We start from the raw sequence: 13,150 nt of genomic DNA on the forward strand, positions 1-13,150 counted from the left end.
GGATCTGATCAGCTCACTCGGCTCGGCACGCCGGGCGGGCCGAGCGGGCTGGGCTCGACCGTCGGAGGCGCCGGGCTGGGTACGACGACCGGCCCGGACGGACTGGGTACGGCGACCGGCCCGGACGGGGTGGGCGCGGGCAGGCTGGGCACGACACGACCACCGCCCGCTGCGCCGGTGGCAGGTGGCGCAGTGCAGCGCGCATCGCCAGCCGCACGTCCGACCCGCTGCTCGGATCGGCGCCCACCGGCTCGTCGGCCGGGTTGAGCGGCGTCTCCCGCCACCGCCGCAGTCGCCGCCACCAGCTGATCTGCTCGCGGTACATGACCACCCGCAGGTATCCCTCGGGGTCGGCGTGCCGGATGGTTCCCCACTTCGGGATGGTGCGTGCCAACGCCGACTGGAACAGATCCTCGGCGGCGTTGCGATCCCCGGTCAGCAGGTACGCGACCCGCAGCAACGCCGGAGTCCGGCTGGCGACGAACTCGGCCAATCGGGCGCGTTCGTCGTCGTCCACCCGCCACCCCCGTTTGGTTGTCACCCGTACAGACGCCCCAGGTCATCCTCGCTATCCACGATCCGTGCCGCTTTTCCGCCCGGAAGTGTCGGTCGTGGCGGGTAACGTCCGGCCACCAACTCAAGAAGGGGTGCGGTGATGGCGAGCGTGGCGGGTCGGGCGGCGGCATCGACACGGGACGCGTTCCCGCCGCTGCCCCGAGCGGTGGTGCAGTCCTTCTACCGCCGGATGCGTGCCGTGGCACCGGCGGCCGTCGGCGCGATCGAGCGGGACCGGGCGGCCGACGCCGAGCCGGCCTTCGCCGACACCGCCTGCGGCCGGTTGGCCCGCTCACTCGACGACGCGGGCCTGCGCGCGCTGGGCATGTGGACGCACCACTGGTGCATGCGCTTCTACGACGACGACACCCGGGTTGGCCGGCGGCTGGTCCGGGAGATCGCGGGCCGGCCGGGGCTGGGCTGGACGGCCGACGAGGTGCGCTGGATGCTGCGCGAGTCGGTCTGGGCCGGCCCGGCCGCCGCCGAACGGTTCACCCTGCCCCACGCCGCCGCCGCGCAACTGCCCCCGGAGGAGCGGCCGTTCGGGGAACTGCCCCCGGGTCACTGGCCGGAGGACGAGCCGGCCGAGGGCCAGCGCACCGAGTCGACCGGAACGATCGTCGACGCGCCGGCCTTGGTGCCCCGCCAGAGACGCGCTGGCTGAGCGGGCATCGGCCCCACCACGGGCGGGGTGATCGGCCGGCGGCCCGCTGCGGCAGGATGAAGCCGTCCCGCACCGACGGAAGGACCCACATGCCCGCCAGCGAACCGACAATCCTCGCCACCAGCATGGGCTTCTTCCGGGGCGACCGCGGCCCCACCGACCTGCGCCCGGGCCCGGTGTTCGAGCTGGCCGCCGAGCTGGCCGAGGCCGGCCCGCAGCCGCGCATCTGCTACCTCGGGCAGGCTGTCGGGGACCAGCCCACCTCGTTCACGGCCATCTACGGCGCGTTCGCCGACACCCGCTTCCGGCTGTCGCACCTCGCCCTGTTCCCGATGCCGAACGTCGAGGACGTCCGCGCCCACCTGCTCGCCCAGGACGTGATCTGGGTCGGCGGCGGCAGCGTTGCCAACCTTGTCGCGCTGTGGCGGGTGCACGGGCTCGACGAGATCCTGCACGAGTGCTGGCAGGCCGGCGTGGTGCTGGGCGGCGTCTCCGCCGGCTCGATCTGCTGGCATGTGGGTGGCGCCACCGACAGCTTCGGCCCCCGGCTGCGTGGCTTCACCGACGGCCTGGGCTGGCTGCCGTACGGCAACGGGGTGCACTACGACAGCGAGGGCCAGCGCCGACCGCTGATGCACGAGCTGGTCGGCGACGAGACGTTGCCGACCAGCTACTGCACCGACGACGGGGTGGGGCTGGTCTACCGGGGCACCCGACTGGTCGAGGCGGTCGCCGACCGCGAGGGCGTTTCGGCGTACGAGGTCAGCCGCGGCGCGGACGGCAGCGTCCGGGAGGCGGTCATCGCCCCGCGCCTGCTCGGCTGACCGCCGCCCCCGCAAGCGCCTCCGGAGCGGGCCGGCTGGAGTCGAAAACCGAGCCGCGTGGACCGGCCGGTCCGGCACCGGCGTAAGCTGGCCCGTCGTGAGTCTCACCATCGGCATCGTCGGCCTGCCCAACGTCGGCAAGAGCACGCTTTTCAACGCGTTGACCAAGAACGACGTGCTGGCGGCGAACTACCCGTTCGCCACCATCGAGCCCAACGTCGGCGTGGTCGGGCTGCCCGACGAGCGGCTGGGGAAGCTGGCCGAGATCTTCTCCTCGCAGAAGGTGCTGCCGGCTCCGGTGTCGTTCGTCGACATCGCCGGCCTGGTCCGCGGCGCGTCGAAGGGGCAGGGCCGGGGCAACGCCTTCCTGGCCAACATCCGGGACGCTTCGGCGATCTGCCAGGTGGTGCGGGCCTTCTCCGACCCGAACGTGGTGCACGTTGACGGCAAGGTCTCCCCGGCCGACGACATCGAGACGATCAACACTGAGCTGATCCTCGCCGACCTGCAGACGCTGGACAAGGCGCTGCCCCGGTTGGAGAAGGAGGCCAAGCTCCGCAAGGACCGCCTGGCCGCGGTCGCCGCCGCGAAGGCGGCCATCGAGGTGCTCGACGGCGGCACCACCCTGTACTCCGGGGCCGCCGCCGCCAAGATCGAGCTGGAGCACCTGCGTGAGCTGCACCTGCTCACCACCAAGCCCTTCCTGTACGTCTTCAACGTCGACGAGGCCGAACTGGCCAACGCCGCGTTCCTCGACGAGCTGCGCGCCCTCGTCGCCCCCGCCGAGGCCGTTTTCATGGACGCCAAGATCGAATCTGAGCTGGTGGACCTGCCCGAGGAGGAGGCCCGCGAGCTGCTGGAGTCGATCGGGCAGAACGAGCCCGGCCTCAACCAGCTCGTCCGGGTCGGCTTCCGTACCCTCGGGCTCCAGACGTACCTGACCGCCGGCCCGAAGGAAGCGCGCGCCTGGACCGTCCCGGTCGGCGCCACCGCGCCGGAGGCCGCGGGCGTCATCCACTCCGACTTCCAGCGCGGCTTCATCAAGGCCGAGGTCGTCTCCTACGACGATCTGGTCGCGGCCGGATCGATGGCGGCGGCCAAGGCGGCGGGCAAGGTCCGCATCGAGGGCAAGGAGTACGTCATGCAGGACGGCGACGTCGTGGAGTTCCGCTTCAACGTCTGAACCCGGGCGTCTCCCACCTGGCAGGCGTCAGTCGAGGCGAACATGGGCAACCGGGGCCGGCTCCGGCATGCCTGGCGTTCGTCCGGGTACCTGCCGACCGTGACCTTTTCGATCGCCGCACGGTGTCCGCGTACCGGTCAGCTCGGGGTGGGAGCCCTGACGGCCAGGCCGGCGGTCGGCAAGATCGTCGCACACGTTCACTCCGGCGGTGGTGCGGTGGCAACCCAGGCCACCTCGAACCCGTTCCTGGCCTACGACGGCCTGCCGTTGCTCGGCGAGGGCCGCTCGCCGCAGGAAGTCCTGACCGAGCTGCTGGCCCGGGACCCGGGTCGGGAGGTGCGACAGGTCGGCATGGTCGACCATCAGGGTCGCTCGCACGCGTTCACCGGCTCCCGGACAAGCGCCTGGGCGGGACACCGCACCGGGCCGGGTTACGCGGTACAGGGCAACCGCCTGGTGGGCCCGGAGACCCTCACGGAGATCGTCCGGGTGTTCGAGGACAGCCGAGAACTCGACCTGGCCGAGCGGCTCGTGCTGGCCGTCGGGGCCGGCGAGGAGACCGGTGGCGACCGGCACGGCGCACGGTCGGCGACCGTGACGGTGATCGGCGATCAGCCGTACCCGCTCTGGGACGTACGGGGTCGACGACGCCGAGCATCCGGCGCGGGAACTACGCCGGCTGCACGGCGTCTTCCAGGAGGAAGTGCTGCCGACCATCCAGGGGCTCCCCACCCACGACGACCCCATGGGCGAGGCCGCCCGGCGGGCGCTCGGGGGACAGCTGCGCGACGCCCTGTGAGCAGGCGGAGGATAGCGTCTCGGACCTTGACGCGGAACTGAGCCGTAGTTCGCCGTCCACGCCCGCTACAGCTCGGACCAGACGCCCAGTTCGTTGCCGCTGGGGTCGGTGAAGTGGAACCGACGGCCTCCGGGGAAGTCGTACGGCCCGTTCACCACCTGGCCGCCGGCGTCCTTCACCACCTGCGCGGATCGATCCAGGTCCGCCGAGTAGAGCAGCACGAGCGGACCGCCGGCCCGGACCTCCTGGTCGGCACGCAGACCGCCCACCTCGGCTGCGGCGTCACCGTGGGGGCTGCGGATGCCGGCGTACCCCGGCCCGTAGTCGTTGAACTGCCAGCCGAACGCTTCGGCGTAGAAGCGCTTGGCCTGGTCGAGGTCGGTGACCGTGAACTCGATGTAGTCGATGGCGTGGTGTCGGTGCGGAGATGACTCGGACATGCTCCGCATCGTGCCCGCCGGGTACGACATGGCCAGGACACCCACCGGTGAGCCGGGATCACCGGTCCGGGCGGTCGTCCTCGACGCGAGGACGGTCCGGACGCAGGGCCGCTCTCGATGGAGTCTCGCCGCCGAGTAGCGCCGCCCGCAGCCGGGCGTTCTCGCGTGCGGCGTGGCGGCGCGGGCCGATGTCGGCGACGACGGCGCCCGCCCAGGCGAGGGCCACCAGCGCCCAGCCGATCCAGTACGCCGTGCCGTCCGAGGCCTCCTCCACGAGCAGGCCCACGATCAGCAGGATCGCCGAGAGTGCCCGGACGATCAGGCGGCTGCGTCTGCTCATGGCGGGAACCTCGCTTCCGCCGGCGGAGATCGACTCCGGCTCCGTGAAGGTCGGGTGTCATCGACAGTGACACATCGAGACCACCGGCCTCCCGGCCCCGGAGTCGATCAATCGCCGCTATTCCGCCCGGTAGACGGAGATGTGGGCCGTGCTGTCCGCCTCGAACGGTCGCCGGTGCCAGTCGGCGTACCGCTCGGTGAGCCGGAGCCCGGCCTGCTGCGCCATCGCGTCGATCTGGTGCGGCCAGGCGTACCGCATGGCGAACGGCTTCAGGTGTACGCCGTTGCCGTCGAACGTGATGGTCTGCCGGATGAACCGCTGCGCCGGCCGGTCGTACCTGTGCAGTCGGATCGTCGCGGAGTCCTCGGTCACGGCACGGACCTGCACCTGTTCGTCCCGGTCGAAGCTGCGCGGGTCGGGCACGAAGGTCTCGACGACGAACGCGCCGCCGGGCGACAGCACCCGGGCGACGTTGCGGAAGCAGTCCGCCTGCCGCTCGGCGTCCACCAGGTTGAACAGCGTGTTGTAGACCAGGTAGGCGAGGCGGAACGGGCCCGGCACGGGTACGTCCGCCATGTCGGCGACCACCACCGGGATCTGGTCGCCGCCGGGCTTGGCCCGGAGTTGCGCCAGCATCTCCTCGGACGCCTCGACGCCGTGCACGCTCAGGCCGCGCTCGGCCAGCGGCAGCGCGACGCGGCCGGTGCCGATCGCCAGTTCGAGGACCGGACCGCCGTCGGCCAGGCCCGCCAGGAAGTCGACGGCCGGCGCCGGGTCGGGATTCGGTCCGTCGTCGTAGCCGGCGGCCCACAGTTGGCCGAAGAGGCCGGGATCGTCGAAGACCGACATCAGCGGCCTCCGGGGGTGGTCAGGGTGTCAGCGGTGCTCTCCCGCGACGCGGATGTCGGAGCGGATCTGCTCACGAAGCCTCGATTCCTCAGGTCGGATGACGTTCGGGCGGAGGAACTTCGTCGAGTGGGGCATGTCGGCTGCTCCTTTCACGCGGCTGTCGGCTGAGGACACCAGAGGCCGCCGGAGCAGGGCAAGGCATTTACCTCGCGCGACCCGGCGGCCCGGGCGGTTCAGGAGATGTGGTGCAGGATCACGTTGTGCACGTGGTGGCTCTTCTGCGCGCCACGGAACTCCACCTCGTAGGTGTGCGTGCCGACGTGGATGGCGATCGCGCCTGTGGAGAAGAACGTGCCGCCCCAGGACTTGTTGCTGACCACGCTCACGCTGGTGATCTTCGAGTACGGGATGCTGGTGATCGCATGCCGCTTCCCGACGAACGAGCGGTCCTGGATGATCACGCGCCGGTCGGTCAGCCCGATGAACCCGGTGCCGGTGCCGACAGCGTCGTAGACGGCGATGATCTGCTCACCGTCGAGGAGCCCACTCTCGATCTGCTGGACCTGCTCCTTGCGGTCGTACGCGATGTTCGCCATGCAGACCAGGCTAGGTAACCGGCGCCAGCCCGCCGCTGTGGGCGATGACCAGGAACTCGCCGTCGCCCTGGCCGACGGGCTCGCGGTGCCAGCCGCCGTGGATCCGGTCCACGGTGAAGCCCGCAGCGGCCAGGGAGTCGCGCAGCTGCGCCTCGGAGCGGAAGCGCAGATCCGCCGTGCTGAGCAACTCCTCGCCGTCGACGAAGCGGTAGTGGTGGGTGAAGCTGACCGTGCCGTCGCGTACCCCGGTGACCTCGGTCCACGCACGGACCTCGTCGCCGTCCGGCAGCATGATCAGCCGCTGGGAGTCCACCGGGTTCCAGCGCTCCCAGCGGCGGTCCGCCGGGTCGCGGGCGTCGAAGACCAGCCGGCCGCCGGGCGCCAGCGCCCGGTGCAGGTCGGCGAGGGTACGCGCACACTCCGCGTCGTCGACGAAGAACTGCGCCACGTGGCTGGTCAGCACCGCCACGTCGAATGCCCCGGCCGGCAGCACGGCCGAGGTGCCCTCGATCCAGGTCACCCGCTCGCCGCCCGGCCGGGCGCGGGCGGCGGCCAACGACGCGCCGGCGGGGTCGACACCGGTGACGGTGTGGCCGGCGGCGGCGAGGGCGACGGTCAGGCGGCCGGTGCCACAGCCCAGGTCGACGACCCGAGCGGCCGGGGTCTCGTCGACCACCGCCCGGAAGAAGTCGTCGTCCGGCCCCCACGCGCACTCGGCGTCGTAGACCTGGACCAGTCGCGGATGTCGGAACTCGCCGTGTCTCATCGGCCCGCGCTGTTCGCGTCGGTCGCCGCGCGGACGAACTCCCGTACCCGGTTGGTGGTGTTGCTGGCCAGCCACACGGGGCCCCGCTCGATGGGCGGCGCGTCGTGGATCGGCACGTACGCCACGTCGGGGCGGGGGTAGTAGCGGGGGGTGTGCCCGCCCACCGGCAGCACGCCCCGGCCCATCGCCACCAGTGTCAGCATCTCGGAGAAGGTGTTCCCGGCGGGGCCCTTTGGCACCGGCCGGCCGGACGGGGTGTGCTCCGGAGTCCGGTCCCGCTTGAACTCCGCAGACGTCACAGATGGGTACTGCACCACGGGATGGTCGGCGAGCACCTCCAGCGACACGGACCGTTCCCGGGCGAGCGGGTGATCCGCGGCCACCGCCAGCATCCGGCCTTCGGACAGCAGCGCCGGGCCGTTGACCATCCCGTCGAACGGGTACGAGGCGATCAGCACGTCGGTCGAGCCGTCGAGCAGCCCGGACCGGGTGGTGGACAACTGCGCCTCGTGCACCTCCACCTTGCAGTCGGGGTGCCGTTCGGAGAACAGGGCCACCGCACGGAGCAGCACAGGCGCGGTCCACTCGCCGAGGAACGCCACCCGCAGCGTCCCGGTGATGCCCCGGCCGGCGTCGACCGCCCGGCGGACCGCCTCGTCGATCCCGGCCACGTGCGGGGCCAGGTCGTCGGCGAGTTGCCGCCCGATCGGGGTGAGCTGGACGACCCGACTGGTCCGGGCGAACAGCGGTGCCCCGATCTGGCGCTCCAGCTTCTTGATGACGTGACTGACCCGGCCGGTGCTGACCCGTAGTCGCTCGGCGGTCCGGCCGAAGTGCAGCTCCTCGGCGAGGGTCAGGAAGGTCTCGACCTCGTACCGCTCCAGCACGTCGCTCCCACCGTTGACCTGTGGTCAACGATCGTAGCGGCAACCGATCTTGGTCCGCTGCCCCCGTCGGCGCATCGTGGAGCAGGCAAGGAACCCGCCGATTGAGAGGCTGCGAAATGAGCATCGACGACTACCTGGCCGGTCTGGCCGGCCCGCTCCGCGAGATCGGGGAGAAGCTGACGCCCGTCATCGCGGACGCCCTGCCCGGGGCGACCGGCGCGATGTGGCACGGCCACCCGGTGTGGAGTCTGGGCGGCCGGCCCGGCCAGCGCCCGGTCTGCCTGGTCAAGGGGTACGGGTCCTACGTCACCTTCGGGCTCTGGCGGGGGCAGGAGATCGTCGACCGGTCCGGGCGACTGGTGCCCGCCGCACGGGCCATGGCGGTGGTGAAGCTGCACGGCGTCGCGGACATCGACCCGGCCCTGTTCACCGACTGGCTGCGCGCGGCGGCCGCGCTGGAGGAGGCGTGAGCGCGGTGCGGGTGACGGGATTCGACCATCTGGTGTTGACCGTCACGGACGTGGAGCGGGCCCTGGACTTCTACTGCGGCCGGCTCGGGCTCGCGCCGGTACGGGTCGACGAGTGGCGGGCCGGAACCGTCCCGTTCCCGTCGGTGCGGATCAGTTCCGAGAGCATCATCGACCTCGTCCGGGGCGACCCGCAGGGCACGAACGTCGACCACTTCTGCCTGGTGGTGGCGCCGCTGGACTGGGCGCAGGTGATCGCCTCGGGCGTCTTCACGGTGCTGACCGGGCCGGTCGACCGGTTCGGTGCCCGCGGCTCGGCAACCTCGATCTACGTGCGCGACCCGGACGGCAACTCGGTGGAGCTGCGCTGGTACCCGCAGGACGGCCGCGCTGACGGATGAGCCCGACCACGCGGAAGCCCCACGCTTCCCGTCCACGCGACGGGGAAGCGCGGGGCTTCCGGGGTGTGTCAGTGGTCGCTGCGCGGGTCGTGGTCGGCGCTGCGGCTGCCGGACTTGGCCAGGCCGCGGCTCACCAGGTAACCGATGGTCAGCAGGGTGATGTACCACCAGGCCTTGTCGGCGGCGAAGTAGTCGCTGACCGGTGTGCTCGACGTGGTCGGTGCCGTCGCAGCGAGCGGTCAGGACTCGGTGACCGCGCGGTACGCGTCCTCGATGCGGGCCGCCAGCAGGACCTCGCCCTCGGTCAGCGGCTCGCCGTTACCGTGCCCGACCCGGATCTGGGTACTGTCTGACCGGCGGCTGATCTCGGGACGAAGACGCAGCGCGTCGGCGACGACCTTCACCCGTTCGGTCAGCGCCGCGTGTTGGGTATCGTCGATCTCCAGAGTCCGTCGAATCTGCTCGCCTTCACGCGTCCAACCCGATAGCAAGGTCAACGCGTCGGAAAGGTAGTCGTGCTTGGCCCGGCTGTTGAACAGCACGCGCATAACCGCACCCCCCAAGCGCCGTTGCCGGCTTGTGGCCAAATCGTCGCCATCCCGTGTCTTGTCGGTGCCCTCTAGTCTGTCGTCGCTCGGAAGGGGTGTCCACGCCCACACTTCCGTGTTCTATTGGCCTAGCGGACGGCGACGGTACCCAAACCGCCGATTGATCTGGCACCCTGGACGCCCGTGCGGACCGAACGGGCTAATGGTGGCGGGCAGGCTGAACGACGGGACCTGAAGGTGATCGTGGGAGCGGCGATCATCCGGGATGGGCGGGTGCTCGCCTGTGCCCGTTCCGCCCCGCCCGAGGTGGCGGGGATGTGGGAGTTTCCGGGCGGAAAGGTCGAGCCGGGGGAGGCCGAGACCGACGCGCTGGTCCGCGAGTGTGCCGAGGAGTTGGCCGTACGCGTGGAGATCGGCGACCGGGTCGGCCGCGACGTGCGGATGGCGCACGGCCGCTCGGTGCTCAAGGTGTACGCCGCCCGGCTGCTGCACGACGATCAGCCGCAGGCGCTGGAGCACTCGGGGCTGCTCTGGCTCTCCGCCGACGAACTGGACTCGGTCACCTGGCTCCCCGCCGACGCCCCGATCGTCGCAGCCCTCCGCTCCCTCCTGACCACCTCCTGACCCCCAACCCTCCCGGACCCTCCCGGACCCCCTCCGCCTCCCGCTGCCCCCCGCTGCCCCCGTTGATCATGAAGTTATTGCTGCGACACGCCGATCAGAGCGGCAACAACTTCATGATCAACGGGGTGGGAGGTTGGGGGGAGGGGGAGGGGGAGGGGGTGGGTATGGGGACGGGGGCCCCCGGCGATGCCGGTAGCCCCCGTCCTGGTGGTCGTGCTCAGTGCTTGTCGTCCTGCTCCGGGTGGGCGAAGTTGAGGTGCTCCGGAGGCAGCGGGAAGGTCACGTCGTCACCGAACGGCGACGGCGCGGCGGCCCGGTCGAAGGTGAGCTCGGTCAGCGGCAGCCGGCCCCGGTCGTCGACCGCTGGCGCGGTCGGGTGTGGCACCTCCCGGTGCCAGTTGACGCCGCTCTGCGCCTGCGCCTCGGCCTGCGGGTCGTGGGAACCACCCGCGTGCGAGTGAGTGCCGCCCCGGCTCGTACCCGGCGGCGTCGCCGAGCCCTGACGGGCGGTGGTCACGCTGGTCTGGGGCGTCTCGCCCCGACGGAAGATCTTGCTACCAAGCCACACAAGGGGATCGTACCTGCGGTCGACGACCCGCTCCTTCATGGGGATGATCCCGTTGTCAGTGATCTTGATGTGCTCGGGGCAGACCTCGGTGCAGCACTTGGTGATGTTGCAGAAACCGAGGCCCTGTTCGGCCTGCGCGTACTCCTTGCGGTCGGTCCGGGTGTCCAGCGGGTGCATGTCCAGCTCGGCCGCCCGGATGAAGTACCGGGGTCCGGAGAACGCCTGCTTGTTCTCCTCGTGGTCGCGGACCACGTGGCAGACGGTCTGGCACAGGAAGCACTCGATGCACTTGCGGAACTCCTGCGAGCGCTCCACGTCGACCTGCTGCATCCGGTAGTCGCCCGGGGCCACGTCGGCCGGCGGGGCGAACGCCGGCGTCTCCCGAGCCTTCTCGTAGTTGAACGAGACGTCGGTGACCAGGTCCCGGATCACCGGGAAGGTACGCAGCGGGGTGACGGTGACCGTCTCGTCCTCCGTGAAGGTGGACATCCGGGTCATGCAGCCCAGCTTCGGCATGCCGTTGATCTCCATGGAGCAGGAGCCGCACTTGCCGGCCTTGCAGTTCCACCGACAGGCCAGGTCCGGCGCGTCGGTGGCCTGGAGACGGTGGATGATATCGAGGACGACCTCGCCCTCGTTCACCTCGACCGTGTAATCCTGCAGGTCGCCACCGTTCTCATCGCCCCGCCAGATGCGGAACTGCCTCTTGGTTCCCATCAGTTGCCCGCCTCCTCAGCGAGGGCGTCGAACTCCGCGAGCTCCTCGTCGGTCAGGTACTTGGCCAGCTCCGCCCGGTCGAAGAGGCCGATCAGCTCGGCCCGCATCTTGGGCAGCGGTTTGCGGGTCAACCGCACGGTGTCCCCGTCCAGCGCGCAGACCAGGTTGACCTGCCGCCACTTGGGCTCCATCGCCGGGTAGTCCTCCCGGGTGTGCCCGCCGCGCGACTCCTGCCGCTCCAGCGCCGCCTTGGCGGTGCACTCCGAGACGACAAGCATGTTGCGCAGGTCCAGTGCCAGGTGCCAGCCGGGGTTGTAGCGCCGGCCACCGGCCGCGCTCACCTTCGCCACGCGCTCGCGCAGCTCGGCCAGCCGGCCCAGAGCGTCGGCCAGTTCGCCCTCCCGGCGGATGATCCCCACCAGATCCCCCATCACCGCCTGGAGATCCTGCTGGAGCGTGTACGGGCTCTCGCCGGTGTCCCGCTGCAGCGGGGCCAGCGCGGTCTCCACCGCGGCCTCGACCGCGTCGACGGCCACCTTCGGTCGCGCCGGCAGCCCGTCGGCGTAGCTGGCCGCGTGCCCACCCGCGCGCTTGCCGAAGACCAGCAGGTCGGACAGGGAGTTGCCGCCCAGCCGGTTGGAGCCGTGCATGCCGCCGGAGACCTCACCGGCGGCGAAGAGCCCGCGTACGTGACCGAAGGCGGCACCGGAGTCCGGGTCCACCTCGACGCCACCCATCACGTAGTGGCAGGTCGGCCCGACCTCCATCGGCTCGGCGGTGATGTCGACGTCGGCCAGCTCCTTGAACTGGTGGTACATCGAGGGCAGCCGCCGGCGGATCTCGTCGGCCGAGCGCCGGCTGGCGATGTCCAGGAAGACGCCACCGGCGGGGGAGCCCCGGCCGGCCTTGACCTCGCTGTTGATCGCTCGGGCCACCTCGTCGCGGGGCAGCAGCTCCGGCGGACGCCTGTTGTTGTCCGGGTCGGTGTACCAGCGGTCCGCCTCCTCCTCGGTCTCCGCGTACTGCTTGCGGAAGACGTCGGGGACGTAGTCGAACATGAACCGCTTGCCGTCGGAGTTCTTCAGCACGCCGCCGTCGCCGCGTACGGATTCGGTGACCAGGATGCCCTTCACCGAGGGCGGCCAGACCATGCCGGTCGGGTGGAACTGGAGGAACTCCATGTTGATCAGAGTCGCCCCGGCGCGCAGCGCCAGCGCGTGCCCGTCCCCGGTGTACTCCCAGGAGTTCGAGGTGACCTTGTAGGAGCGCCCGACGCCGCCGGTCGCCAGCACCACGGCCGGCGCCTCGAAGAGGATGAACTCCCCGGACTCCCGGTAGTAGCCGAACGCGCCGGCCACCCGGTCACCGTCGAGCAGCAGCTCGGTGATGGTCGTCTCGGAGAACACCCTGATCCGGGCGTCGTACGAGCCGAACTCCCGGAGGTCCTCCTGCTGGAGCGAGACGATCTTCTGCTGGAGGGTGCGGATCAGCTCCAGGCCGGTCCGGTCGCCGACGTGCGCCAGCCGGGGGTACTCGTGGCCGCCGAAGTTCCGCTGCGAGATCTTGCCGTCCTTGGTGCGGTCGAAGAGCGCACCGTACGTCTCCAGCTCCCAGATCCGCTGCGGCGACTCCTTCGCGTGCAGCTCAGCCATCCGGAAGTTGTTCAGGAACTTGCCGCCGCGCATGGTGTCGCGGAAGTGCACCTGCCAGCTGTCCCGGCTGTTCACGTTCCCCATCGCGGCCGCCGCGCCGCCCTCGGCCATCACCGTGTGCGCCTTGCCGAAGAGCGACTTGGAGATGATCGCGGTCTTCTTGCCGGCGAGCCGGGCCTCGATCGCCGCACGCAGACCGGCGCCGCCGGCCCCGATGACGACGACGTCGTAGTGGTGTCGTTCGATACGAGTGGTAGTGGTCATGTCAGG

At 70.9% G+C, this 13,150-nt stretch carries 15 protein-coding genes and 2 pseudogenes; 7 read left to right on the plus strand and 10 right to left on the minus strand.

Features of this window, described 5'->3' with window-relative positions:
- Positions 1-13: 13 nt before the first annotated feature.
- Positions 14-517, minus strand: a complete 504-nt coding sequence (locus GA0070607_RS16895) for a sigma factor (protein WP_231929963.1) — start codon at positions 515-517, stop codon at positions 14-16.
- A 138-nt stretch (positions 518-655) separates the two neighbouring features.
- On the opposite strand from GA0070607_RS16895, the pseudogene GA0070607_RS16900 reads away from it, so the two are divergent.
- The 4 genes and pseudogenes from GA0070607_RS16900 to GA0070607_RS34140 all read left to right on the plus strand — a co-directional run.
- Positions 656-1,084 (plus strand): annotated as a pseudogene (locus GA0070607_RS16900) (hypothetical protein); the annotation flags it as partial.
- Positions 1,085-1,308: 224 nt separating this feature from the next.
- The gene (locus tag GA0070607_RS16905) at positions 1,309-2,043 is read left to right on the plus strand and encodes a Type 1 glutamine amidotransferase-like domain-containing protein (protein WP_089019065.1); all 735 of its coding nucleotides are present in this window, start codon (positions 1,309-1,311) and stop codon (positions 2,041-2,043) included.
- A gap of 97 nt (positions 2,044-2,140) precedes the next feature.
- The gene (gene ychF / locus GA0070607_RS16910) at positions 2,141-3,226 is read left to right on the plus strand and encodes a redox-regulated ATPase YchF (protein ID WP_089019066.1); all 1,086 of its coding nucleotides are present in this window, start codon (positions 2,141-2,143) and stop codon (positions 3,224-3,226) included.
- A gap of 42 nt (positions 3,227-3,268) precedes the next feature.
- Positions 3,269-3,853 (plus strand): annotated as a pseudogene (locus GA0070607_RS34140) (DUF1028 domain-containing protein); the annotation flags it as partial.
- 237 nt (positions 3,854-4,090) lie between these two features.
- Here GA0070607_RS34140 and GA0070607_RS16920 read toward each other — a convergent pair.
- From GA0070607_RS16920 to GA0070607_RS16945, 6 genes are all read right to left on the minus strand, one after another.
- Positions 4,091-4,465, minus strand: coding sequence for a VOC family protein (locus GA0070607_RS16920; RefSeq protein WP_089021896.1), 375 nt, complete (start codon positions 4,463-4,465; stop codon positions 4,091-4,093).
- Positions 4,466-4,523: 58 nt separating this feature from the next.
- Complete coding sequence (locus GA0070607_RS16925) at positions 4,524-4,805, minus strand: hypothetical protein (protein ID WP_089019067.1); 282 nt, start codon at positions 4,803-4,805, stop codon at positions 4,524-4,526.
- A gap of 117 nt (positions 4,806-4,922) precedes the next feature.
- Positions 4,923-5,654, minus strand: a complete 732-nt coding sequence (locus GA0070607_RS16930) for a class I SAM-dependent methyltransferase (protein WP_089019068.1) — start codon at positions 5,652-5,654, stop codon at positions 4,923-4,925.
- A 233-nt stretch (positions 5,655-5,887) separates the two neighbouring features.
- Positions 5,888-6,250, minus strand: a complete 363-nt coding sequence (locus tag GA0070607_RS16935) for a PH domain-containing protein (protein ID WP_007464929.1) — start codon at positions 6,248-6,250, stop codon at positions 5,888-5,890.
- A gap of 10 nt (positions 6,251-6,260) precedes the next feature.
- Positions 6,261-7,016 (minus strand): class I SAM-dependent methyltransferase, encoded by a 756-nt coding sequence (locus GA0070607_RS16940; RefSeq protein WP_089019069.1) that lies wholly within the window; start codon positions 7,014-7,016, stop codon positions 6,261-6,263.
- Entirely contained in the window at positions 7,013-7,903 is an 891-nt protein-coding gene (locus GA0070607_RS16945; RefSeq protein WP_089019070.1) for a LysR family transcriptional regulator, read from the minus strand. Before GA0070607_RS16945 ends, GA0070607_RS16940 begins: the two co-directional genes overlap by 4 nt.
- Positions 7,904-8,019: 116 nt before the next feature.
- Between GA0070607_RS16945 and GA0070607_RS16950 the strand changes: the two genes are divergently transcribed.
- Positions 8,020-8,373: a DUF1801 domain-containing protein gene (locus tag GA0070607_RS16950; RefSeq protein WP_089019071.1), complete on the plus strand. Its 354-nt coding sequence runs from the start codon at positions 8,020-8,022 to the stop codon at positions 8,371-8,373.
- On the plus strand, positions 8,370-8,771 hold the full coding sequence (locus GA0070607_RS16955) for a VOC family protein (protein ID WP_089019072.1): 402 nt from the start codon (positions 8,370-8,372) through the stop codon (positions 8,769-8,771). The genes GA0070607_RS16950 and GA0070607_RS16955 overlap by 4 nt, the downstream gene beginning before the upstream one ends.
- A 239-nt stretch (positions 8,772-9,010) precedes the next feature.
- Here GA0070607_RS16955 and GA0070607_RS16960 read toward each other — a convergent pair whose 3' ends face one another.
- A complete protein-coding gene (locus tag GA0070607_RS16960; protein WP_089019073.1) occupies positions 9,011-9,319 on the minus strand; it encodes a 4a-hydroxytetrahydrobiopterin dehydratase in 309 nt (102 codons plus the stop codon).
- Between the two features lie 183 nt (positions 9,320-9,502).
- Between GA0070607_RS16960 and GA0070607_RS16965 the strand changes: the two genes are divergently transcribed.
- Complete coding sequence (locus GA0070607_RS16965; RefSeq protein ID WP_089019074.1) at positions 9,503-9,943, plus strand: (deoxy)nucleoside triphosphate pyrophosphohydrolase; 441 nt, start codon at positions 9,503-9,505, stop codon at positions 9,941-9,943.
- Between the two features lie 217 nt (positions 9,944-10,160).
- Here GA0070607_RS16965 and GA0070607_RS16970 read toward each other — a convergent pair whose 3' ends face one another.
- Both GA0070607_RS16970 and GA0070607_RS16975 read right to left on the minus strand, forming a co-directional pair.
- Positions 10,161-11,228, minus strand: a complete 1,068-nt coding sequence (locus GA0070607_RS16970) for a succinate dehydrogenase/fumarate reductase iron-sulfur subunit (protein ID WP_089019075.1) — start codon at positions 11,226-11,228, stop codon at positions 10,161-10,163.
- A complete protein-coding gene (locus tag GA0070607_RS16975) occupies positions 11,228-13,144 on the minus strand; it encodes a fumarate reductase/succinate dehydrogenase flavoprotein subunit (protein ID WP_089019076.1) in 1,917 nt (638 codons plus the stop codon). The genes GA0070607_RS16970 and GA0070607_RS16975 overlap by 1 nt, the downstream gene beginning before the upstream one ends.
- Positions 13,145-13,150: the final 6 nt, after the last annotated feature.

This window comes from Micromonospora coriariae, from assembly GCF_900091455.1.
Lineage (GTDB): Bacteria > Actinomycetota > Actinomycetes > Mycobacteriales > Micromonosporaceae > Micromonospora > Micromonospora coriariae.

What these genes read in the sequence shown, in the direction of transcription:
- GA0070607_RS16905 (WP_089019065.1), top strand. Translation starts at nt 1,309, where the DNA reads ATGCCCGCCAGCGAACCGACAATCCTCGCCACCAGCATGGGCTTCTTC.
- GA0070607_RS16920 (WP_089021896.1), bottom strand. Translation starts at nt 4,465, where the DNA reads ATGTCCGAGTCATCTCCGCACCGACACCACGCCATCGACTACATCGAG.
- GA0070607_RS16925 (WP_089019067.1), bottom strand. Translation starts at nt 4,805, where the DNA reads ATGAGCAGACGCAGCCGCCTGATCGTCCGGGCACTCTCGGCGATCCTG.
- GA0070607_RS16930 (WP_089019068.1), bottom strand. Translation starts at nt 5,654, where the DNA reads ATGTCGGTCTTCGACGATCCCGGCCTCTTCGGCCAACTGTGGGCCGCC.
- GA0070607_RS16935 (WP_007464929.1), bottom strand. Translation starts at nt 6,250, where the DNA reads ATGGCGAACATCGCGTACGACCGCAAGGAGCAGGTCCAGCAGATCGAG.
- GA0070607_RS16940 (WP_089019069.1), bottom strand. Translation starts at nt 7,016, where the DNA reads ATGAGACACGGCGAGTTCCGACATCCGCGACTGGTCCAGGTCTACGAC.
- GA0070607_RS16950 (WP_089019071.1), top strand. Translation starts at nt 8,020, where the DNA reads ATGAGCATCGACGACTACCTGGCCGGTCTGGCCGGCCCGCTCCGCGAG.
- GA0070607_RS16960 (WP_089019073.1), bottom strand. Translation starts at nt 9,319, where the DNA reads ATGCGCGTGCTGTTCAACAGCCGGGCCAAGCACGACTACCTTTCCGAC.
- GA0070607_RS16970 (WP_089019075.1), bottom strand. Translation starts at nt 11,228, where the DNA reads ATGGGAACCAAGAGGCAGTTCCGCATCTGGCGGGGCGATGAGAACGGT.
- GA0070607_RS16975 (WP_089019076.1), bottom strand. Translation starts at nt 13,144, where the DNA reads ATGACCACTACCACTCGTATCGAACGACACCACTACGACGTCGTCGTC.